This window comes from Maribacter aquimarinus, from assembly GCF_047345505.1.
Taxonomy (GTDB): Bacteria; Bacteroidota; Bacteroidia; order Flavobacteriales; family Flavobacteriaceae; genus Maribacter.
The window spans coordinates 35,806-59,692 of record NZ_JBLFEO010000005.1 but is presented as its reverse complement, the minus strand read 5'-3'; the positions used below and the strand labels follow the sequence as shown (position 1 = coordinate 59,692).

Sequence of the window (23,887 nt, the reverse complement as noted above, 5' to 3'; positions counted from 1 at the left end):
TGAAAATGGAAGATACGCAGATGGCCGTTCCCATATTGGAAACCGAGGCCGTCTTCTTTACGGATACCGCCAGGGTGCAGGCACATTTTTCCGTGCCCAATGCCGTGGTGCGCTACACCATTGACGGTACCGAGGTAAGCGAGACTTCCAACATTTATTCCAGGCCCCTGGTTCTGGAGCAGACCACTACGGTCAGGGCCAAGGCCTTTCATCCACAGTTCATTTCGGGCCCGAGCAGTAGCCTTCAGGTGGTCCGTACCAACGATCTCTTGGCAGACGCAGCCATTACCTTGCGGCCCGGGCCCAGTGAGCGTTATGCCGGATCCGGGGCCCAAGCGCTCAACGATGGGGCCAAGGGCACCATGGCCTTCGGTAACGATTCGGCGTGGTTGGGTTTCAATGTAGATACCCTGTCCCTGGGCGTGGCCCTGCCCAAGGCCCGGAAAATTTCCAAAGTGACCCTGAGCAGTTTGGTGCACCACGGTGCCTGGATTTTTGCCCCGGCCCAAATAACCGTCTTCCACAGGGGTGACGAAATTGGAAGTCTGGCCCTCCCGGCCCCACAAGAGGGCGATGCCGTGCAGTTTGCCTTTTTGGAAGTGCCGCTGCTTCCCGGTGCCTATGACCGTTTTACCGTTAGGGTAAGCTCCCTGTCCCAAATACCCGATTGGCATCAGGGCCAAGGCAGCTTGCCCTGGTTCTTTGTCGATGAAATCCTTGTGGAATGAAGATGATCGTTGCAGGCCTACAATTGGGGAATTTCCACCCACTTTTTGTGCATTTGCCCATTGGTATCATACTCATGGCCTTCGCCCTTGAAATCTATGACCGAAGGCGAAAGCACCGTGGTGGGGATGAGCTCATTCGCTTTGCCCTGGGCTTGGGCGCGCTTTCTGCCCTGGCCTCCTTGGGAACGGGCTGGTTGCTGGGCGAGGAGGGCGGTTTTGATGAAGAACTGTTGTTTCTGCACCGATGGATGGCCGTGGCCTTTACCGCGGCCACCATCGTCCTTTTTCTGCTAAAGGGCCATCCGGCAGGCTGGGCGCAACGGGCCTATATGCCCACCTTTGTTCTGGTGCTCATCCTGATTTCCGTTACCGGGCATTATGGCGGTAGCATGACCCACGGTACCGACTACCTATTCAGGGAGCCCAAGGTGGCCCAGGTGGCCATTGCCGATATTTCCACGGCCCAGGTGCACGCAGCCATCATCCAGCCCATCTTTGAGGCCAAGTGCGTGAGCTGCCACAATGAGGGGAAAGCCAAGGGCGGCCTTTTGATGAACACTGCCCAGAACTTGTTCAAAGGCGGGGACAGCGGACCCATAATGGACACGGTGAACGGTAAGCCATTGCTGTTGCACCGCGTGCACCTGCCCTTGGAAGATGAAGAGCACATGCCGCCAAAGGGCAAGGTGCAGCCCACCTCGGAGGAGATCATGCTGTTGGAATGGTGGGTGGCCAACGGCCACTGCCTGGATTGTACCGTGGCCGATCTGGAGACCACGGACCGGCTCGCGGCGGTGCTGGAAGATTTGGAAGAAGACCATTCCACCCACGCCCTCTTGGCCAAGGAAGTGCCCGCCGCCCCACCGGAATGGATCGCGGAGATGAATGCGCTGGGCATTGGGCTTTACCCACTGGCAGAGGGGAACCCGCTATTGGTGGCCAATCTTTTTGGTAAGAAGGAAGCCCTTTCCCAAGATCTGGAAGCCTTGGAAGAATACGCCGAAAACATTGTGGAGCTCAATTTGGGCAATGCTGCACTTAACGATGATTTGGCCAGAGATCTGGCCGATTTTGAAAACCTCACCAAACTGCAACTACAAAATACGGCCATTACGGACGCCTCCCTGTCCGTATTGGGCGGTCTGGAACATCTGGAGTCCCTGAACCTGTACGGCACCCAGGTCACGGCCGCCGTGTTCCAAACGGCCCGGGAAATGCCCAGCCTGGCCGCCCTTTATCTCTATGGAACCAAGGTGCTGCCCAATGAGCTCAAGGCCTTCCAGGAAGAACATCCGGGATTGGCCGTGCAGCACGTTCCGGAAGATGCCTTTGAGCAGACGGTCCTGGCGCCACCGGTGATCATCGCGGAGACCACATTTTTCAGGGATTCCCTGCGCGTGGCGCTGGAAACCACGTTTGAAGGGGCTTCCATTCATTACACCTTGGACGGATCCGTGCCAGACAGCACGTCCAACCGCTATTCCGGTCCCTTGGTCATTAAGGAGTCCACTGTGGTGAGCGCCATTACGGCCAAACCGGGTTGGGAGCCCAGTAAGATGAGCCGGGAGCAATACAAATCGGCCACGGTAAGCTACGCCAAGGTGGCCCTGAACCGGGAGCCCAATGAGAAGTATGCCGCCCAAGGGGGGCAGACCTTGGTGGACCTGAAACGGGGGTCCACCAATTTTGTGGATGGTGCTTGGCTGGGCTATGAGGGCAGTCATTTCAGTACCGTGATGGAGCTGGAGGAATCCAAGGAAATCCGCTCGGTCTCGGTGGGGGCCCTTTCTGCCCCCGCAAGCTGGATTTTCTTTCCCACGGGCATCCGGGTATATGGTTCCGAAGACGGAAAGAACTTTAAACGGATAAAACAGACCATTTTCCCCAAGGAAGCCCCCAATACCAACGTGGTGCGGACTTTTTTTGACGTTGCGATCGCGCCCACCACCGCCAAGTTTGTGAAAGTGGAGGTATTGAGTCCGCTAAAAAACCCCGATTGGCATCCCAATCCCGGCGGTAAAAGCTGGATCTTTGTGGATGAAATTCTGCTAAATTGAAACAAATATGGTGTTTTTTTTGAGACTGCGCCCACTGGCGGCCCTTTGCCTTTTTTGGGTGCTGTTTTCCTGTAAGCCCGGCACGGCCGAAAAAGAGGGGGCCACCGCCCGCCCGCCCAACATTGTGCTCATTTTTACGGATGACCAAGGGTATGGCGATGTGGGCGTCTTTGGCGCGGCGGACATCGCCACGCCGCATTTGGACCAAATGGCCAAGGAAGGCGTGCAACTTACCAGTTACTATGCCGCCCAGGCCGTTTGCTCGGCCTCGCGCGCCGGCATTCTCACGGGCTGCTACCCCAACCGTATTGGCATACACAACGCCATGATGCCCAACAGCGGGAAGGGGCTGCACCCCGGGGAGACCACCCTGGCCGAAATGCTCCGGGAACTGGGCTATAAGACCGCCATATACGGTAAATGGCATTTGGGGGATGCCCCTGAGTTCCTGCCCACCCGCCACGGTTTCGACACGTATTTTGGCATTCCCTATTCCAATGACATGTGGCCCTTGCACCCGCAGCAGGGATCGGTGTTCAACTTCGGTCCGCTTCCCTTGTACGAAAACGAAACGGTGATCGATACCCTTACCGATCAATCCCAGCTCACCACCCAGCTTACGGAGCGCAGTGTGGACTTCATCAACCAAAACAAGGAACAGCCCTTCTTTTTGTACCTGCCCCACCCACAGCCCCACGTGCCGCTCTACGTATCGGAGAAGTTCAAGGGAAAGTCCAACCGCGGTCTGTACGGCGATGTCATCATGGAGTTGGATTGGTCCGTGGGCCAGATCAACCAGGCCTTGAGGGCAAACGGACTGGAGGAGAACACCATTGTCATCTACACTTCGGACAACGGGCCGTGGCTGGCCTATGGCAACCACGCCGGCAGTGCCGCTCCCTTTCGCGAGGGCAAGGGCACGGCCTGGGAGGGCGGCCAACGGGAGCCCTTTATCATAAAATACCCGGCAAAGCTAAAGGCCGGCCAGGTGCTGGACACCCCGCTTATGGCCATTGACCTGCTGCCCACACTGGCCGAGGTCACGGGGGCACCGCTGCCGGAGCGCACCATAGATGGAAAGAGCGCCTGGCCATTGCTCACGGGGCAAACACGGACCTCGCCCCAGGAGGCTTATTTCTTTTATTACCGCGTCAACGAACTGCACGGCGTGCGCCACGGTAAATGGAAACTCTATTTTCCGCACACCTACCGCAGCATGGAGGGGCAGGTGCCCGGCCGGGACGGACTCCCCGGCAAATATGCCATGAAGGAGGTGGAGGAGATTCAACTCTATGATCTGGAGGCAGATATTGGCGAAACCACAAATGTGGCCAGTGAACACCCCGAGGTGGTGGCCAAGATACGTTTGTTGGCCAACGGCATGCGCTCCCGTTTGGGAGATTCCCTTTTGGATTTGGAAGGGTCCGAAACCAGGTCCGCCGGTAAATTGGAGCAATAAGCCCTGTTGTGAGGGGCCCGTGGCCCAATGGTGGCACGCGGATGCCAAGCGTCCCGTGCGGCCTTTGGGTAGGTGCGGGGAAGATGCCGGTGGGGACCCACAGTTTCGGAGGCCCCCAAGGCCAGGACGAATTCCTTTGTGCCAATGCCTTAGTTTTCATTCCTTTGTGCCCTGAACCAAAGATGGGTTGCAGTATGGGCAACAAGCCTTTTGCATTTAAACAGTTCACCGTTCACCAAGATCGCTGTGCCATGAAAGTGGGCACCGACGGGGTGCTCTTGGGCGCCTGGACCACCGTGCCCCAGGGGGCGGGGCGTATCTTGGACATCGGGGCGGGAACGGGGCTCATTGCGCTTATGCTGGCCCAACGGTGCCCTGCGGAAGATATCGAGGCCATTGAGATAGAGGAAGCGGCCTATGAGCAATGTGTGGCCAATTTTGAGGCTTCCCCCTGGTCCGATCGCTTGTTCTGCTACCACGCGGGTCTGGACGAACTCCTGGAAGACGAGGCTGCCGGGCCCTATGACCTCATTGTCTGCAATCCGCCCTTTTACTCGGAAGCGGTGTCCAGCGGCAACCGGGCGCGCGATCGTGCCCGGCAGAACAGTGCCCTGCCCTTTGGGGAACTCTTGGAGGCCGTGGCCCAGCTCCTGGCGCCCAAGGGCACGTTTAGTGTGGTGTTGCCCATAAAGGAAAAGAACGCCTTTTTGGGCATGGCAAAGGAGTTTGGCCTTTTCCCCAGCCACATCACGGACGTCAGGGGAAACCCCACCGTCCCCAGCAAGCGCAGTCTTTTGCAATTTACCTTCCAAGAGCGTGGGGTGGCCACCAAACCGCTTGTGGTTGAGGAGGCGCGGCACCGCTACACGGAGGCCTACAGGAAGCTAACCCACGATTTTTATTTGAAAATGTAACATTTTGTTTGACCATTGTTGTGAATGGAACAATTTAGAAATTGTTTATTTTTGTTGACAACCGGAAGGGGAGCCCCGGGCCCGTACAATGAAATCCCGTCCCCGTACGTTCTTTACCCTATCTTTACAAAAAAAATAATGTTATGAAACCCGACTTGTTTGAAGCGCCCGATTACTATCAACTGGACGACCTATTGTCTGAAGAACACCTGCTGGTGCGCGATGCCTCCCGGCAATGGGTAAAACGGGATGTGTCTCCCATCATCGAAGCCTACGCCCAACGGGCCGAATTTCCCAAACAGATCATTAAGGGCCTGGCGGAGATTGGTGCGTTTGGCCCCTACATTCCAGAGGAGTACGGCGGCGCCGGGCTGGACCAGATCAGTTATGGCCTCATTATGCAGGAAATAGAACGGGGCGACAGCGGGGTGCGCTCCACGGCCTCGGTACAGTCGTCCTTGGTCATGTACCCCATTTACGCCTATGGCAATGAGGAACAGCGCAAAAAATACCTGCCCAAATTGGCCACTGGCGAATGGATGGGCTCCTTTGGCCTTACCGAGCCCGACCACGGTAGCAATCCCGGTGGCATGACCACCAATTTCAAGGACAAGGGAGACCATTACCTCCTTAACGGTGCCAAGTTGTGGATCTCCAACTCGCCCTTCTGCGACCTTGCGGTGGTCTGGGCCAAGAATGAGGAGGGCCGTATTCACGGCCTTATCGTGGAGCGGGGCATGGAAGGATTTTCCACGCCAGAGACCCACAACAAATGGTCTTTACGGGCCTCTGCCACCGGCGAGCTCATATTTGACAACGTCAAGGTGCCCAAGGAAAACCTGTTGCCCAACAAGAGTGGCCTGGGCGCACCCCTGGGCTGCCTGGATTCTGCCCGATACGGCATTTCTTGGGGCGCCATTGGGGCAGCGATGGACTGCTATGACACCGCCTTGCGCTACGCCAAGGAGCGGGTACAGTTTGGGAAGCCCATTGCGGCCTTTCAACTGCAGCAAAAGAAACTGGCCGAAATGATCACCGAGATCACCAAGGCCCAACTATTGGCCTTTAGGCTGGGCCAGCTAAAGAACCAGGGCAAGGCCACCACGGCCCAGATATCCATGGCCAAGCGCAACAATGTGGAAATGGCCCTTTCCATTGCACGCGAGGCGCGGCAGGTGCTGGGCGGTATGGGCATAACGGGGGAGTACAGCATCATGCGGCACATGATGAACCTGGAAAGCGTCATTACCTATGAGGGCACCCATGACATTCACCTCTTGATCACGGGAATGGACATCACCGGGCACGCCGCCTTTAAATAGGAACTTTGCCATAAAGCAGGTGGTCTTTGCCGCCCAGAGCGCCTTTTCCGAGGGCTCTGGGCCCACCAAAAACCAGCGCTGGGGAAACCTTTGGCCGGCCCAGGGGGCACCACCGAATTTTCCGCACAGGCCCAACCGTTCCGTTGGGCTTTTTTTGGTTGATAACTCTTCCGCCCCAACCCCTTTACATCGGTTCATTTTACTTAATTTTAGAGGCCCAAAATTGGCGGTGCCGCTTGGGTCGTTTTCCATTTTCCCCGAGACCGCCCCTACCCACGGGACCAGTTATTTTTGGCTTTTAAAAACCGCAGCATGTACCTCATTTTCGACACCGAGACCACTGGCCTTCCCAAACGTTGGGACGCCCCCATAACCGATACGGACAATTGGCCGCGCTGCATACAGATCGCCTGGCAACTGCACGATGACATGGGCAGGTTGGTAGAGCACCAAGACTATCTGGTGCGCCCGGACGGGTTCAACATTCCCTATGATGCGGAACAGATCCACGGTATCTCCACCGCCCTGGCAGAACAGGACGGCGCCCCCCTGCAAGAGGTGCTGGAAAAGTTTCTGGCGGCCATGGGCAAGACCAAGTTCATCGTGGGCCAGAACGTGGGCTTTGACCTGAACATCATGGGGGCGGAATTCCATAGGATGGGAATGGAGAACCCCCTCCAGGAGCTGCCGGTTCTGGACACCTGTACGGAGCACACGGCGCAGCTGTGCCAGATTCCCGGGGGCCGCGGCGGAAAGTTTAAACTGCCCACCCTTACCGAACTGCACCAGCACCTCTTTGGGGAGTCCTTTGGGGAGGCCCACAACGCCACGGCAGACGTGGAGGCCACCACCCGCTGTTTCTTGGAACTGCTGCGCCTTAGGCAGTACACCACGGAGCAGCTGAACGTGCCCCAGGACTACTTCAAAAGATATGCCGAGGCCAACCCCGGGGAGATACAGCTCATTGGCCTAGAGCACATCAACCTAAAAAAAGCGTCCAAAAAAATTGCCGATGCCCTCTGGGAAAGGGACACCGGAGGGGTGAGCCAGGCCGAGATAACCGAAAACATCAAGACCCTGGAAGAGGCCACCTTTGTGCACCTGCACAACCATTCCCAGTTTTCGGTGCTGCAATCCACCATCAACATAAAATCGCTCGTAGAGGAAACCGCCCGCAACAAGATGCCCGCCGTGGCCTTGACGGACCACGCCAACATGATGGGCGCCTTTCATTTTGTAAAGGAAGTGAACGCCCACAACAAAGCGGCAAAGGCCGCCAATGCCCAAGCGGAAGAACGTGGCGAAGCGCCCAGTGCACAGGAGATCGTGCCCATTGTGGGCTGCGAGTTCTTTGTCTGCGAGGACCATACCAACAAAAGGGTCAAGGACCACGGGTACCAGATCGTTCTCTTGGCCAAGAACAAGAAGGGCTACCACAATCTGGCCAAGATGTCTTCCATTGCCTACACCGATGGGTTTTACTACGTGCCCAGGATCGATAAAAAAGTCATTGAGCAGTACAAGGAAGATATCATTGTCCTTACCGGGAACCTGTACGGCGAAGTGCCGGGCAAAGTGCTCAATGTGGGCGAAAAACAGGCAGAAGAGGCCCTGCTCTGGTGGAAGGAACAATTTGAGGACGACCTTTACCTGGAATTGATGCGCCACGGGCAGGAAGACGAGGACCGGGTGAACCAGGTGCTCCTCCAGTTTGCCGAAAAGCACCAGGTAAAAGTGGTGGCCACCAACAATACCTATTACTGCGCCAAGGAAGATGCGGAGGCGCACGATATCCTGCTCTGTGTAAAGGATGGCGAAAAGCGGGCCACCCCCATTGGCCGCGGAAGGGGCTACCGCTACGGCCTGCCCAACCAGGAATACTACTTTAAGACCCAGGATGAGATGAAGGCCCTTTTCAAGGACGTGCCCGAGGCCATCTTGAACCTACAGGAAATTGTGGACAAGATCCAGCCCTTTGAGCTGGCCCGCGATGTGCTCTTGCCCAAGTTTGACATCCCAGAGGAATTCAAGCACCCCGAGGATCTGGTGGACGGCGGTAACCGGGGCGAGAACGCCTACCTGCGGCACATTACCTACGAGGGGGCCAAGGTACGCTACGGGGAGCTCACGGACGCCATCCGGGAGCGGCTGGACTTTGAGCTGGAGATCATAAAGAACTCGGGCTATCCGGGCTATTTCCTCATTACCGAGGATTTTATCCGGGAGGCCAGGAAGATGGACGTGTCCGTGGGCCCGGGTCGGGGATCTGCCGCGGGTTCCGTGGTGGCCTACTGCCTTACCATTACCAATATAGACCCCTTGAAGTACGACCTGCTCTTTGAGCGTTTCCTGAATCCCGATCGGGTGTCCATGCCCGATATAGACATTGACTTTGACGATGAGGGCCGGGGCCGGGTCATGGACTATGTGATCAAAAAATACGGGGCCAACCAAGTGGCACAGATCATTACCTACGGCACCATGGCGGCAAAATCCTCGATCCGGGACACCGCTAGGGTGCTGGACCTGCCCCTGGGCGATGCGGACCGCATTGCCAAGCTCATTCCCACCATGTCCAAACTGGGCAAGATCTTTGGAAAAACCGAGGCGGAACTGAGAAAAAAATTCAGGGCGGAAGACCTGGAAAAGGTGAACGAACTGCTCAATATCTCCGAAGAGGAAACCCTGGAGGGGCAGACCGTGAACATGGCCAGGACCTTGGAGGGCTCGGTACGGAACACCGGAATACACGCTTGTGGGGTGATCATAACCCCGGACGACATTACCAAGTTTGTGCCCGTGGCCACTGCCAAGGACTCCGAACTCTACGTTACCCAATTTGACAATTCCGTGGTGGAGAGCGCCGGCCTGTTGAAGATGGATTTTCTGGGCCTTAAAACGCTTACCCTCATCAAGGACACCGTAAAGATCGTTAAGGCCAAGCACAACATTGATCTGGTGCCCGATGATTTTCCGTTGGATGACGAGGCCACCTACGCCCTTTTCCAAAAAGGGGACACGGTGGGTATTTTCCAGTACGAATCTCCCGGGATGCAAAAGCACATGAAGGATCTGAAGCCCACCGTCTTTGACGACCTCATTGCCATGAACGCCCTGTACCGGCCCGGGCCCATGGAATACATCCCGAGCTTCATTGCCAGAAAGCACGGCAGGGAGGACATTGCCTATGACCTGCCGGAGATGGAAGAGTACCTGAAAGAGACCTACGGCATTACGGTGTACCAGGAGCAGGTGATGTTGCTGTCCCAAAAACTGGCCAATTTTACCAAGGGCGAGGCCGATATGCTCCGGAAAGCCATGGGGAAAAAAATATTTGCCCTTTTGCAGGAACTGAAGCCCAAGTTCCTGGACGGAGGCGAAAAGAACGGCCACCCCAGGGAAGTGCTGGAGAAGATCTGGAAAGATTGGGAGGCCTTTGCGGCCTACGCCTTTAACAAAAGCCACTCTACCTGCTACGCCTACATTGCCTACCAGACCGCCTACCTGAAGGCCCACTACCCGGCCGAGTACATGGCCGCGGTGCTGAGCAACAACATGAACGACATAAAGCAGGTCACCTTTTTCATGGAAGAGTGCAAGCGCATGGGGCTGCAGGTGCTGGGCCCGGACGTGAACGAGTCTTACTACAAGTTTGCCGTGAACCAAGAAGGGGCCATACGCTTTGGCATGGGGGCGGTAAAGGGCGTGGGGCGCTCTGCCGTGGAAACCATTGTGGCCCACCGAAAAAAGGACGGGCCCTTCCAATCCGTGTTTGATCTGGCCAAGCGTGTGGACCTTCGAGCAGCCAACAAAAAAGCCTTTGAAAACCTGGCCGTTGCCGGCGGGTTCGACTCTTTTGGCACTACCCACCGGGCCCAGTATTTTCACCATGAGGGAGATGGCGTTACCTTCTTGGAAAAAGTGATCAAATCTGCCGCCAAGTACCAGGAGAACCAAAACTCTTCCCAAATGGACATGTTCGGTGGCATGAGCGAGGCCCAGATCCCCGAACCCGTGGTACCGCCCTGCGAGGAATGGGGCACCATGGAAAAACTGCGCCGGGAAAAAGAAGTGGTGGGCATCTACATCTCCGGCCATCCGCTGGACGATTTCAAGACGGAGATCAAGGCCTTTTGCAACGCCGGCCTGGCCGCTGCCGGTGATCTGGAGAACCACCTGAACCGCGAACTGAGCTTTGCCGGGGTGATCACGGACGTGCAGCACCGCATCTCCAAGAACGGAAAGGGCTGGGGGGCCTTTACCATCGAAGACTATACGGATTCCTTTGAGTTCAGGATCTTTGGGGAAGAATACCTAAAGTTCAGGCATTTTTTAATGATCAATTCCTTTGTGTACGTCAAGGCGCTGGTGCGCGAGGGCTGGACCAATAGGGAAACCGGAAAGAAAGGAGACCCCCGCATACAGTTCAATAGCTTTATGCTCTTGCAAGATGTGATGGAGGCCTTTGCCAAAAAGATCACCATACGCCTGGATGTGGCCCAACTCAGGGAAGACCACATCAGGGACCTGAAGGATACCTTGGCCATGCACAAGGGCAACCACAACCTCAATTTTGTGCTGTACGAAATGGAGGAGAAAATTAAAGTGAACCTCATTAGCCGAAAACAAAAGGTGCAGATCAGCAGCGAGCTCATTGAGACTCTGAAAGAACAACAGGTAAACTACAAATTGAACTAGGGTTAAATCAAGTCATAATGACCGCATGATCCAATGCTTCTTTTGCGGCATATTGTCGTTTAAAAATGATTCCGTAGCTACTGCTATGCAATGATTTTTGGCCTAAATCTGCCGCAAGATCCACGATTTCCTTAGGCGCCATTTGAGATTTAACCCAGATTGAGCAATGGAAATTTCAATGGCACCGCCAAAGGGTTTGATGCTCCGAGGCTTGGCTGAAAATTAAAATTCAGTTTTTTATTAATGCCTCGTGGGCTTGCCCAGAGGTAGTTTACTACCGCTGCAAATCGTTGCCAAACCGATCCTTGCACCGACTTTTGCCCACTCACCGTACCCGAAGGGCACGTTCGGTACGGGCGGGCGCCTTGAACGCAAAAGGCTTGATTTTGTTGGGGGTTGCACCCTGGTTATGAAAGTCCCATACAGCATCCGGGTTTAACCCTACACAGGGCTTGGCAACAGGCTGCCCCCCCCCGAACCAAATTCGCCCAAAACCGGGAAACGGTGGCCTCGCCACGGGCCTTTCTGATATGGTGAAAAGGGGAAAGCCCTCTTTTCAAAATCAACCATCATCTTTCTTTAAATAATAGTTTTACTATCAATATAAGTAGTATAGAGAATATGATACTGCTATTTATAAGCATAAATAAAAGCTATACTATTATAGCTTAAATGTATTGCAAACAGTATTGACCGTTCATTTTAACATTTAGATTTGCTCTAAATAAGGGAAATATGAAAAAGGGATTTCTTATAGTACTTTCATTTTTGTTTTTTGGCCACCATGCTATGGCCCAGGTGGACCAAGCCCAAACCGGTGCTTGGTACATGTACTTCTACAACATGCAGTTCAAGGACAGCCAATGGGGCATCCAGGGCGATTTTCAATATAGGGACTGGGCCGGTCTTGGCGATATGGAGCAACTGTTGCTCAGAAGTGGCCTTACCTTTAGGCCCAAGGAGGCCAACATTCTGTTTACCTTGGGTTACGCCAACATAACGTCTGGGGTGCCCGGAGACAATGACGATACTTCCGGGGAGAACAGGATCTACCAGGAAGCCCTGATCCCGCACAAGGTGGGCAAGCGCTACTACCTTACCCATCGCTTTAGGTACGAACAACGTTTTGTGGAGGGTCAGGATTTCCGAACCCGTTACCGATACATGCTGTTTTTCAATGTGCCCTTTAACAAGACCTCCCTGGAAAAGGATGCCATTTACCTGGCGTTGTACAATGAACTTTTCATGAACGGCCAAACGGACATAGGCAACAACCGGAACGTGTCCCTCTTTGATCGTAACCGAACCTATTTGGGCATGGGCTATGTGCTTTCTCCCAAAGTACGGGTGCAATTGGGATGGATGAACCAAAAGACCGATAATTGGGGCAAGGGACAGTTGCAGTTCAGTTTGCACCACACTTTTTGATCACAAATACGCAAAACACCATTATAAACCTTAAAAAAAGTATCTTATGAAAACTAGAAACATTGTATTGGCCACGCTGACCCTTGGGTTCATGGGCATCTCTTGCCAAGAAGCCACCAAAAAAGAGGCTCCGGCCGCAACAACGGACAGCGTTGAAGTGGCGCAACAGCCCGTAAGAAGTATTTTAACCGCCGAGGAACAAGCGGACATGACCCCGGACGAGATCATTGGAAGGCTCAAGAAAGGAAACGAGAACTTTGTGGCCAACAACCTTACCACAAGGGACCACTCCGAACAGCGCAGGTTGGCCACCATTGGCCAATATCCAAAAGCCTTGGTGCTCTCTTGCGTGGACAGCCGTGTACCCGTGGAGGATGTGTTTGATCTGGGCATAGGTGACGTTTTCGTGGCCCGTGTGGCCGGCAACATTGAAAATGACGACATTGTGGGCTCCATGGAGTTTGCCAGTGCCGTGGCCGGATCCAAAGTGGTCATTGTTATGGGACACACTGCCTGTGGCGCCGTAAAGCACGCCATTGACAACACGGATGCCGCCTCCCTGGGCATGAACAGCCTACAGAACCTGCTCAATGAGATCCGGCCGGTGGTGGAAACCACTGAGGGAGAGGATGTCAGTTCCAAAAACACCCCGTTCACCAACAAGGTCATCACTGAGAATGTGGCCAAGACCGTGGAGGACATTAGAAACAAATCGCCCAAAATGACCGAGCTTGAAGCGGCCGGAAGCCTAAAGATCGTAGGAGCGGTTTACGATATGGAGACAGGAAAAGTGAATTTTATGAGATAGGTTGACTTTATTGGCGGCCTGCACAGCACAAGGCCCTTTGGAACCATTTTGGTTGCAAGGGGCCTTCGCTTTTCCTTGGGAATGGATGGTCCGGGAACGCCCCTCCGTTGGGCACCCGTCCATGGGGTATTGCGCTTCCAGAGGCAACTCTATGGTACAACATGGTGATTAAGAATAAATTAACTTGATGCGCACATAATAAAAACGTATGCGTGTTCCGGGTGCAAAGCCACAAATAAATGATTAACTTTGCCATCATTTTAATATACAACTCAAATGGCTTTAGAAATAACAGATGCCACTTTTGATGAAGTGGTCTTAAAGAGTGACAAACCGGTAGTAGTGGATTTTTGGGCAGCCTGGTGCGGGCCTTGCAGAATGGTGGGACCCATCATTGACGAGGTGAGCAATGAATACGAGGGCAAGGCCGTTGTGGGCAAGGTGGACGTGGATGCCAACCAGGAATTTGCCGCCAAGTACGGGGTGCGCAACATCCCCACCGTATTGGTGTTCAAAGATGGTGAGATTGTGAGCCGCCAAGTGGGGGTTTCCCCAAAAAGCGCCTATACGGAGGCCATAGATGCACTGCTCTAGCGTTGAAGTAAGAACCATGTAGCCAAAAAGCCCGGGAACCTTCCGGGCTTTTGCTTTTTGGAGGCCGGCCGAGGGGCACTTTGCGGAGGGCGCCCCTTTGCTTATCTTAGTCCCATGAAACTCCAGAACGAACTAAACAAGGCGCCCCTTTTCCAAAACCTGGAACTTTTGTCCAGCCAGGTGGTGGAAGGCTTCATCAGCGGCATACACAAGAGTCCGTTCCACGGTTTCTCGGCAGAGTTTGCCGAACACAAAATCTACAACAAGGGCGAAAGCACCAAACACATAGACTGGAAGCTGTTTGCCAAAACGGACAAGCTGTACACCAAAAGGTACGAGGAGGAGACCAATTTAAGGTGCCACATGATATTGGACACCTCGGCCTCCATGCACTACCCCGAGGTAAAGGAACCGTCCCTGGAGAACATGAACAAAATAGGCTTTGCCGCCTTGGCCATTGCGGCCCTGATGAACGTGTTAAAGCGGCAAAGGGACGCCGTGGGCCTGAGCATGTACGCGGACAGCTATCAGTACTACGCCCCGGAAAAGGGCAGTGAGCGCCACATGCAGATGCTGTTGGCGCAATTGGCCTCGGCCAGCACCTCGCCCCAACGGGCCACGGAAACAGCCACCTATACCTACTTGCACCAAATAGCGGAAAAAATAAAAAGGCGCAGCCTTATTTTTCTCTTCACGGACATGTTCCAGACCCAAAAAACGGACGCGGAACTCTTTGAGGCCCTGAGGCACCTAAAGTACAACAAGCATGAAGTGGTGCTGTTCCACTTGATGGACGATGAAAAAGAACGCCACTTTAACTTCGAAAATGCCCCAAAGCGCTATGTGGACGTGGAGACCGGCGAACATCTGGACCTGTATTCGGAAAATATCAAAGAGGCCTACCGGGAAGGTGTGGAAACCTACATTGCCGCCTTAAGGTTAAAGTGCAGCCAGTACCGCATAAAGTATGTGCCGGTGGACATCCAGGACAACTTTGCCACGGTACTGAACACTTTTCTGACCGAACGGCAGAAATTTCTCTGAGCCCGGAATAAAATGTAAAAAATTGTTTGCGCAATTGGAATAGCAGTGTATATTTGCAGGCGCCTTCTCGGAAGGTTTTTTTAGAACAAGATTTGAATCCCGCTGTTGCGGAAGTGCCCAAAAGAATCGGCATAAAATCATTGGTCTGGTAGTTCAGTTGGTTAGAATACCTGCCTGTCACGCAGGGGGTCGCGGGTTCGAGTCCCGTCCAGACCGCAAGTAAATAAAGGGCTTCCAAGAAATTGGAAGCTTTTTTATTTTTAGGTTGCACGCAGATTGCACGCGGTTTTTATCTTCTTGAAAACTTTGAAAAATCACCTAATAGCCTTTAAACCCGCTCAATAGTCACAAAATCATCGTATTCATTTTTTTCTATTGTTTTCTTCAAGGTTGCTATAAATTTGTCTAGCTCCCTATCCAATATCAATTTATAATCATTAGTTTGATTTTTAAAATCGTTAGGGAGTAAATTGGAAATCGCATGATCAATACCCGTTAACGTTGTCGGAAAATCCAATAAAATAAGCTGCCCATTCTCAATTTTAACATCCACATGTACATTTCTAACTCTTCCCGTAGCACCAAATGAAATTTTTTCCACTCCTATCTTATTTTGAATCTTCTGGAATGCCATGTTCAAATCGTTGGGTAGCGTTTTTGGTATCATTATTTTGAATTTACATTTGTCATGCAATTTATTTTTGAACTCGAATCCTTTATTCATTACAAAGTGTTCACAAACGTACTTTATAAAGTTCTCATAATATGCATATGCCAAGGTGCTTGAAGGGAAAAAGTTCAAATCCACTTCACTAGAATTTTGAAACATTTGTTTGACCTCCTCTACTTTTTCTGCAAGATTGCCTTTGTTGAACATTGCCAACTTGATACCTCCCAAATCACTAGGAATCTTTACAGTATCATCTACGAGAAAGGCACATTTATCCAATCCCAGACGTCCTGTAAATAGGCCCAATTCGAATAAAACATTATCACGGGCTTGAAGCATTTCCTTTCCTCTGTAATCTACCTTGTCATCAGGGGAACCGATTAGAATGCCATAATCGAACTTTAAGGTAGCGGTCAATAAGTTCGACAAGAAGTTACGGTTTAATTTAAAAACCGATTTATTCCATAATGCCTCATCCCAAATGATCACCTCAAAATCTTGTCGCAAAATTGCCTTTACTATTTTGGCGGTGCCCAATTCTTCACTTGAACTACCTATAAATATTCTTTTCATGATAAAAATCTCTTAATTAAATTATCCTTGATCAAATCTGAATTAACCGTGTTTAACTCTTCAAGCATTAGCTTTAGTTGAACAATTTTTTCTGGGCTATCTCTAAAAATATATTCCGTGTTATCAATCGATTTAATGGTGTTTCTATAAACTAAGTCTGATGCAATTTTTGTCAGTTCATGAAATAGGACATGGACAAGCTCATCATAAGATTTGTCATAATACTTCACTTTTTCTATGTTATAGCAAATTGAAGAAATATCAAAACTAGAGAAATCAATTTCAACATTTGAATCTGCTTTCAAAGTTTTCAAAAAACGAATCATTTTTTTTAATCGTCCGTTAACGTCGGAATCTTTTTTATTGAGCAGATGAATCTTTAAAAATGGAAAATCTGCCTTTAGACGCTGATTTTTTTCCTTATTATAGATTTGAATGCCCTTTTCGTAGTCATTGGCACTTACAACAGCCTCCACGGACTTATACCAAGATGCCGTAACTACATCTACAATTCTTTTTGGGTTGGTTAGATTTACTTCAATGGATTTGGCCTTTATTATATTGACCTCTTTATAGACCTTCGCTAGAACCTCTTCAGCATTTAATCTAATCTTTTTTAAATCCTCATTTGCATTTCCCAAATAGGGTGCTCCATTTATTACTTCGTTTAATCGAATCTTCTGGTCGTAGCTTAAATTTGACTTTTGGCTTTCTGCGATAAAATTTGATTTATTATCGTGCGCGTAAAAGCCACCGCTAATTTGCACTAAATCAATATCGCTGTACCCTTTGATGTGCGTGTTTGACGGTACGGAACCTTGATATTCATAGTCTAAGTTTGGATACACATTTTTCAACTGAACCTTTACTTTGTCCCCGGCAGCGAACGTGTTGCTAGTATATACAGCTTCTACTCCCTGCATAGCCCGTTTTATATAGACAAGAATCTTTTTATCATATAGACCCCTAAGCTCTGCACTAAAGGACTTTTCTAATAGAACTGATTCATCGATTGCGCCAGGATTAGATCTTTGCTTTACTCTTTGTATGAGCTGTTCGTAGTTTTTTTTCATAACTATTATCCTTTTGATTTTTTAGGGTCTTTTGATCTAGGATAAGTTCTTTCTTCTTGAAAACCTCCCTTGTTTTTGTGTATTTTTAATGACCCTCCCCCTTGTTCGGTAATGAAATCCCGTGCTTCTTTAATAGCTTCGGGCTTGTTTGCGTCAATGACTTTAGATGCTCGTTGAGCATTCTCTTTTTTGAGTTTATAAACCCCGTCTTCCTGAACCAAATGAAAATTTTTCATCTTTCCTAGTATTTCATTTATGCCATCTTTTTTAGGTGCTGGCAATTAGACCTTGATTGAACTGATACAAAGATGACACGGATGTATGCAGCCTATCTGCACACATAAGAATTAAAAGTAAAATCAGGTAGTTTTTTTGTACGGTAATAAGAATTAAACGGACTGGCTACCGTTCAAGTTTTCGATAATTTCGAAGATGGTATCTGCTTGTGCCTCGTCGAATACACCGTCGATGCCCATGGAATGATAGTTTCTGAAAGGAGAGTCATAAAGTTTGGTAGGGTCTATTTTTCCGTTTTTGGTCAAAAACAATTTTATTGTATCCAAAAATTGAATTTGTACCGAATTGAGTTGATACAGATTGATGAAATTGGCGAAGGCTTCATCAACCCGATCAGCCGAAAGACCCATAAGCGAGATAACAAATTGAACAAGGTTAAATTGCTCGCCTATTTCCTTTTCAATCTCATCTTTCTTGATTCCGTCAGTGAATAGTATGGTCTCTAAAGACTGCAGTTCTCTTTCAGTTATCGTCTCGCCCTTGCGTATTCTTGATATGGTCAGGTTGTTTTTGTTTGCTCGGATTAGCTCTTTTAGTCGGTGCAGATTATTGGTAAACGGTGTACTTAAGGTTATCGGTGGTTCATTTACAAAATCCTCGGCAGTCACCTGAATTTCATCTAAACTGTCCTCAAAATCGGTAGTTACATACTTCTGATCGGAAGGGTCAATGTACTTTACAAGGTTGCGGATACCTTTTCGGATTTCTTCCAAATGGGCAATCCCGTCCTTTTTCCAGAACACTTCTTCCAAAGGTTTTGTTATATGGCCTTCTTTTTCTTTTACTTCTGGAATAGTCGTTTTCTTTAGTAGTTTTTTGGAAATGACGACCACTTTAGAAATGGGTACGGTAAAAGAGGAAACAAATTCGGCTCTATTCGGGGTTTCCAAACCTTTTATCATTAGAGTGTACAATAGTTTATCGTAGAATCGAGCTAAATCAACATCGCCTTTTGCTGGCTTCACTAAAGGAGCTAAGGTTTCTTCGATTATCTTAACATCTTTTTTCGATAGGTGGTTCCACAGTTCACGATTTTCGCTACCATACTCCATAACAGTTTGCATTCGCATCTTAACGTCAAACCTATCTTTGTTGAGTTGTGATATTTCCGAATGCAGCGTATTTAATAGTTCTGTTCGGAATTGCTGTAAATCTGTGTTTTCGATAAAAGCATCCGTCCTTAAATATTCTGCTAATTGAAGTTTCAGGCCAAAAACGACTTCGGTCAAACTTTTTTGGGAGCTGCTTTCTATTCCTTCGGGATTTTCCTTGAAAAACTCGAAGTTGCCGCATAGGTCGAATATCAAGAAACGCTCTTTGTCTTTTCCGACACCAAATAAATCAGGGCGTAGGCGCGAACCCCTGCCAATCATTTGCCAAAATTTGGCGTACGACTTTACAGGTTTATAAAATACGAGGTTTACACAACTGGGGGCATCGATACCGGTATCCATCATATCCACAGAAATGGCGATCTGCGGCAAACGGTCTTTTTCTTCATCGCAGAAACGCTGAATAAATTCTTCCGCTTTGGGTTCGCCATGTGTAATGACTTTTACATAGTCGTTGCCGAAACGCTCCTTATCCAATTCCATGAAAATATCTTTTAAGAACTGTGCGTGTTTTTTATTACGGGCGAAAAAAATGGTTTTTCCGAGTTCTTCTCCACCTCGTTTTTTGATGCCGTTCTTCAGGATAAATTGTAATGTTTTTATCGTGGTATCTCTATTGAACAGCCATTGGTACAATTCATTGGACGCTATCCATTCATTGCCCGTTGCCTTTTCCCCATCTAATATTTCTTCTTCGAATTCTTCTTTTTCTTCATCGGAAAGCTCATCGTAGCGAATGCCTTCCCTCAAAAATTTGGTCGGTGCGGAAACGGTTCGATAGGGGACTAAATGTTTATTGGCAACTGCTTCTTGAAAAGTATAGGCATCTGTAGGAGACTTGTCCGCCAAACCAAAAATGGAGTACGTATTTTTATCGATACTGTTTTTTGGCGTTGCGGTAAGCCCTAAGAACAAGCCGTCAAAATATTCAAAAATCGCTTGGTACTTTTTATAGATGGAACGATGTGCTTCGTCTACGATAATCAAATCAAAATGCCCGACCCCATAAAAACGTTTGTCATCATCTTTTGAACTGTCTATCAATCCCATCATGGTCTGATAGGTAGAAAAAGCAAAACGGGCATCCGGATTATCTTTTTCCTTCAATAGATTTACGCTGGAGTGTTCAGGCAGAAATTTTACAAAATTGCTCTTTGCCTGTCGCACCAAACTTTTTCGGTCTGCCAAAAACAGTACACGCTTTACCCAATTGGCTTCCAACATCATTTTTGAGAGGGCGATGGATGTTCTGGTCTTTCCAGTACCTGTTGCCAAAACCAATAGGGCACCACGGTTTGTTCCGATAAGGTTCCCCGTTTCTTTATCGGTGCCTGCAAAGTGTTCGGCAATACTTTTTATAGATCGTAATTGATACGTTCTACCTGCAATCAATACATCTACTTCAGCCGTTCTAATATCTGTGCGATGGTTGCGACGGTACATTAGGGTCTGGAGTTCCTGTTTGGTATAAAAACCGTGTACGGGTCGTGATCTTTTATAAAACTGGTCGTCCCAGAGATAGGTCTCGAATCCGTTGCTATAATACATCACAGGCCTTCGCCCGTACATTGTCTCTAAACTATCAGCATACAGTTGGGCTTGGTTTTCGCCTTTGCTGACACTTTCCAGGGTCTTTTTTGCCTCGACCAAGGCCAATGGGAGGCCATCATCGTCCCACAACACATAGTCTACATACCCGGTTTCGGAAGTATTTGTTGATTTGGGCATGTACTGTACCTTGAATTCGGTATCCTTGATTCCTGCCAAATCCCATCCTGCTTCCCGTAAAAGCACATCTATAAAATATTTGCGGGTTTCGTATTCGTTTCGCGGATGGTGTACTTCATCTTGCGTATTAGCGACAACTTTGTTCGCTTCGATTTGCTGCTGTAAGGCTTCGAGCCGTTTTTTGAAAAGTTCGTTCTTTTCCTCTAATAACCTATTTTTCTCAGCTGATGCAGCCAGTTGTTTTTGAAAAGTATTTTTCTCGGTATCAAGTTTTTCTTGAAGTTGTGCCAACTGCTTTTTTGAAAGTGCATCTTGCCCTTCCTTTGGAATCAATTCCCAATCGAAAAGACCTATGCTCTCGGGAACTTCTTGTGCATACGATTTTGCGAACCACTTGGCAAAATAGAACAGGTACTCTATGACGGTATGCGAATCAACATCTGAAACCCTTTTGTTGTGCAAGGCCAGATTGCCTGCTTTTCGAATGAGGTGGATTTCATTGTATAGTTTATGATTGAACTGTTCTTCAAAAGCTTTCGCTGTGATTAGGCTGTTGAGCGAAGTATCGAAAGGTAGCGTTAGTTCTTCGTCGTTCGTATACATCCAGTTCACGGCAAGTTCCAAGGCCATTCGCGAATAGGCCAAAGAGGCGCGAGGGTCTGTAATGACCAATTGCTCCGCTTTGGTTGCTCTTTCGTAGAAAGTGCCCCATTCAGCAGCTAAAAATTGGAAATTTGTACCCATTTGTTTTGTGTCGCCTTTTTTTAAAATTTACTTTACTCCGAACTTTACTCCGAACTTTACTCCGAACTTTACTCCGAACTTTACTCCGAACTTTACTCCGAACTTTTTAAAGCGGCCTTAACATTCTATTTTTTAATTCATCACTTTCCAATGGCCAGCTTTATCGGAGCCTACTCTTGTTAGCTTGCCTTGTTGCTGTAATTTTGCTATCTGTTTTTCTACTGCCCTGTCGGAAATACCAATGATTTCCGATAATTCCTTGGCGGTTCTTTTATTATTTTCCTTTAAAAGCGCAATAATTTTCTCCGACGTTTTCCCCGATACCTTCTCCGACGTTTTCTCACTTGTATTTTCGCTAAGTGGAATTATAATCTCAAAAACATCGCCTTCGGTAAAAGTAGGTTTCGCTCCCGGAGTATATAATTCTGTGTATTTATAGGTATTACGTATACCAGAACCCAGTTCATCTACCCACCCGATTTCTTTGAAAAGTTTCGCAATAATCGGATTTTTTGGGTAGGGCGAGAAATTGGCCGGGTCTATATTGCCCTGACCATGGGGTTTGTTCCAATTTTCTGCACGTACTTGATCAGCTTCGATGATAAATTTTGCCGGAAAGGCATTGGTGTATTCCCGATGTACCAACAGGTTGGCGATTACCTCTCGAAAAAGGTTGTCCCTTACATTGATGCGCTGTGTATTTATCAAATGAAATTTTTTCGACAGGTGCTTTGCCGTAAATGCCATGAGCCGGTCATAACTATCAAAAAGATTGGTGCGTATATCGTCGCGATCGTCATAGCGGTCGGTATTTTCTTTACGGGCAATGGCGTCCGTTTTGTAGTGCGGTACTACACTTTGTATGGTCTCATCTTTTCCAAAGAGCAGAACGGCTGCGAGCGTATAGCCCGATTGCCCCGTTTTCATATCTTTTTTATATAAACCTGCGGAACGCAGTAGCTCTTCATTGGTCATAGCGAGCCAAGGATGCTTGGACTCTATATTTCTGACCAGATTGCGCACCTTTTCAAAGAGCGATTCTTTAAAATCAGATAGTTCAACGAATGGATAAACCTGATTCTCGGAATACGTATTCTGTTTGCGCAAATATAGTTGCGACACTTGGTCTGGCAGATTGGTAATATTAAAATCGCCGTCTTGATTGCGGTCATATATTCGGCCGTTGGTGGCATGTACTTGTGAACTTTCGGGTACATAGACTACAATGACTTTTTTGCCCTTCATGTCAATGACCTCAGGCGAAACATAATACGGCGGATTCAATTTTTGGGGATTATTGGCATTGGCAACCAAACCATCGATAATGCCCTGTACTTTATCTTCTTGTACGCCGCTTACAGTACCATCATCCTGTACGCCCAATATCAGATGCCCACCGCTACGGTTTAAAAAACCGCATACTGAGTCAAAGGCATCTTTATTGAGTGCAATACTTGATGTTTTGAACTCAACATTGACGCTTTCGCCTAAATCTATGATATCTTGTAACCTTTCTACTGTCATGTATCGCTAATTTACCAATTCCCCATTAAACGCTTTTTGCAATAAGCAATTGAACAGGTCTTCGCTTTCTTTTAGTTCTTGTTTTGCCAAATCTTTTTGTTTTTCGATTAAGGCGATTTTTTCAGCGAATTGGTTTTGAAGTTCAACAGGCGGAGCAATACCCTTGTATTTAAGGATTTGCGATTTATTTGCTTTTGGGATATTGGTTCTTTTGCTATGGGTTAAGATGAAATCTACGAATGATTTTGAACGTAATAAAAATGCGAAAAATATCCTATTTGAATTTTCACTTTTTACTAATATAGGGTATGAATCAGCAGAGGTAAGTCCTTTAAATGTTGGAAGAGCGACTTTATTTAGGTTCGGACGAATTTTAGAATATATTATATGCCGTTCATCAAAAATATACTTTCCACTTGAGAGATTCTCTTCTGAAACCGTTACATAGTTTTTGAGCTTTCCAGTATTCCTTTCAATGTTTGCTATACCTATATGGGGTTGATCCGAATACTTGTCAAATTCTGTTGTCATTTGAGTATCAATAATTGCAAAGTGCTCAAATGTTTCTTTGCCCCAGCCCTTTGGATTAGTAATCGGATCCCCAAACATCTCCAAAAAGATAGATTGCGCTAGCAAATCATATTCCTTTAAAAGTTGTTGGGTTTTGTCGCGCATTTCGGAGGCATCGTCTAAAATTTGGGCGATACGTTTTTGGGTTTCTAGGGGCGGAAGGGGGATTTCGACTTTTGAAAATTTAGATATCCAATATCGCTTATGAAGCTCTGTGTCTATCCGAACTCTCCCCATTCTGTAATAGAGAAAACGCAAATCGGCTTCGTCTTCATTGGCTGTTAAGATTTTCATTGCCGAAGACTTCACTTTGAAAGGAAAGTCTACATAATGAAAAGCCGTCGTAAAATCATCAAAAATAATTGCGGGCACATTTTTAAAAATTCCGGTAGTTTCGTCGGTATGGCCTAACAGGAATGATTTTCCCGCAGTCAACACAGGAGTTTTGAAACTATCGTCATAGTCGGTAGTTTCTACAATATATTTAGTTGGTTGTTCATAATCCAATACTTGGTTCAACCTTGTGTTATTCCAGTTCCCCATA

Annotated in this window: 16 protein-coding genes and 1 tRNA gene; 11 read left to right on the top strand and 6 right to left on the bottom strand. The window is 48.7% G+C overall.

All coding sequences use genetic code 11. From position 1 onward, the window contains the following. Nucleotides 1-5 precede the first annotated feature (5 nt). The 11 genes from ACKWCC_RS05065 (at nucleotide 6) to ACKWCC_RS05015 (ending at nucleotide 15,268) form a co-directional block, all read left to right on the top strand. Nucleotides 6-728, top strand: a complete 723-nt coding sequence (locus ACKWCC_RS05065; protein WP_413994829.1) for a chitobiase/beta-hexosaminidase C-terminal domain-containing protein — start codon at nucleotides 6-8, stop codon at nucleotides 726-728. Then, nucleotides 725-2,785, top strand: coding sequence for a chitobiase/beta-hexosaminidase C-terminal domain-containing protein (locus ACKWCC_RS05060; RefSeq protein ID WP_413994828.1), 2,061 nt, complete (start codon nucleotides 725-727; stop codon nucleotides 2,783-2,785). Before ACKWCC_RS05065 ends, ACKWCC_RS05060 begins: the two co-directional genes overlap by 4 nt. A 7-nt stretch (nucleotides 2,786-2,792) precedes the next feature. Then, nucleotides 2,793-4,244: a sulfatase family protein gene (locus ACKWCC_RS05055; protein ID WP_413994827.1), complete on the top strand. Its 1,452-nt coding sequence runs from the start codon at nucleotides 2,793-2,795 to the stop codon at nucleotides 4,242-4,244. 194 nt (nucleotides 4,245-4,438) lie between these two features. After that, a complete protein-coding gene (locus tag ACKWCC_RS05050) occupies nucleotides 4,439-5,158 on the top strand; it encodes a tRNA1(Val) (adenine(37)-N6)-methyltransferase (RefSeq protein WP_413994826.1) in 720 nt (239 codons plus the stop codon). Nucleotides 5,159-5,301: 143 nt separating this feature from the next. Beyond that, nucleotides 5,302-6,480 carry an acyl-CoA dehydrogenase family protein gene (locus ACKWCC_RS05045; RefSeq protein ID WP_413994825.1) on the top strand — a complete coding sequence of 393 codons (1,179 nt, stop codon included), beginning with the start codon at nucleotides 5,302-5,304 and terminating at the stop codon, nucleotides 6,478-6,480. Between the two features lie 312 nt (nucleotides 6,481-6,792). Further along, nucleotides 6,793-11,178 carry a DNA polymerase III subunit alpha gene (dnaE, locus tag ACKWCC_RS05040; RefSeq protein ID WP_413994824.1) on the top strand — a complete coding sequence of 1,462 codons (4,386 nt, stop codon included), beginning with the start codon at nucleotides 6,793-6,795 and terminating at the stop codon, nucleotides 11,176-11,178. Nucleotides 11,179-11,913: 735 nt separating this feature from the next. Continuing rightward, nucleotides 11,914-12,606 (top strand): DUF2490 domain-containing protein, encoded by a 693-nt coding sequence (locus ACKWCC_RS05035; RefSeq protein WP_413994823.1) that lies wholly within the window; start codon nucleotides 11,914-11,916, stop codon nucleotides 12,604-12,606. A gap of 46 nt (nucleotides 12,607-12,652) precedes the next feature. Further along, complete coding sequence (locus ACKWCC_RS05030; protein WP_413994822.1) at nucleotides 12,653-13,414, top strand: carbonic anhydrase family protein; 762 nt, start codon at nucleotides 12,653-12,655, stop codon at nucleotides 13,412-13,414. A 276-nt stretch (nucleotides 13,415-13,690) separates the two neighbouring features. Beyond that, a complete protein-coding gene (gene trxA, locus ACKWCC_RS05025; protein ID WP_413994821.1) occupies nucleotides 13,691-14,008 on the top strand; it encodes a thioredoxin in 318 nt (105 codons plus the stop codon). A gap of 114 nt (nucleotides 14,009-14,122) precedes the next feature. Beyond that, nucleotides 14,123-15,052, top strand: a complete 930-nt coding sequence (locus ACKWCC_RS05020; protein ID WP_413994820.1) for a DUF58 domain-containing protein — start codon at nucleotides 14,123-14,125, stop codon at nucleotides 15,050-15,052. Between the two features lie 142 nt (nucleotides 15,053-15,194). Continuing rightward, nucleotides 15,195-15,268, top strand: a tRNA-Asp gene (locus ACKWCC_RS05015). Between the two features lie 112 nt (nucleotides 15,269-15,380). On the opposite strand, the gene cap12 is transcribed toward ACKWCC_RS05015, so the two are convergent. From cap12 to ACKWCC_RS04985, 6 genes are all read right to left on the bottom strand, one after another. Beyond that, nucleotides 15,381-16,295 (bottom strand): CBASS system CD-NTase-associated NAD(+) hydrolase Cap12, encoded by a 915-nt coding sequence (gene cap12, locus ACKWCC_RS05010; protein WP_413994819.1) that lies wholly within the window; start codon nucleotides 16,293-16,295, stop codon nucleotides 15,381-15,383. After that, nucleotides 16,292-17,368 (bottom strand): hypothetical protein, encoded by a 1,077-nt coding sequence (locus ACKWCC_RS05005; RefSeq protein WP_413994818.1) that lies wholly within the window; start codon nucleotides 17,366-17,368, stop codon nucleotides 16,292-16,294. The genes cap12 and ACKWCC_RS05005 overlap by 4 nt, the downstream gene beginning before the upstream one ends. A 5-nt stretch (nucleotides 17,369-17,373) precedes the next feature. Continuing rightward, the gene (locus ACKWCC_RS05000) at nucleotides 17,374-17,649 is read right to left on the bottom strand and encodes a DUF2188 domain-containing protein (protein ID WP_413994817.1); all 276 of its coding nucleotides are present in this window, start codon (nucleotides 17,647-17,649) and stop codon (nucleotides 17,374-17,376) included. Between the two features lie 108 nt (nucleotides 17,650-17,757). Further along, on the bottom strand, nucleotides 17,758-21,249 hold the full coding sequence (locus ACKWCC_RS04995; RefSeq protein ID WP_413994816.1) for a DEAD/DEAH box helicase family protein: 3,492 nt from the start codon (nucleotides 21,247-21,249) through the stop codon (nucleotides 17,758-17,760). A 132-nt stretch (nucleotides 21,250-21,381) separates the two neighbouring features. Further along, on the bottom strand, nucleotides 21,382-22,773 hold the full coding sequence (locus tag ACKWCC_RS04990; protein ID WP_413994815.1) for an RNA-binding domain-containing protein: 1,392 nt from the start codon (nucleotides 22,771-22,773) through the stop codon (nucleotides 21,382-21,384). Between the two features lie 6 nt (nucleotides 22,774-22,779). After that, complete coding sequence (locus ACKWCC_RS04985) at nucleotides 22,780-23,886, bottom strand: restriction endonuclease subunit S (protein ID WP_413994814.1); 1,107 nt, start codon at nucleotides 23,884-23,886, stop codon at nucleotides 22,780-22,782. Nucleotide 23,887 lies beyond the last annotated feature (1 nt).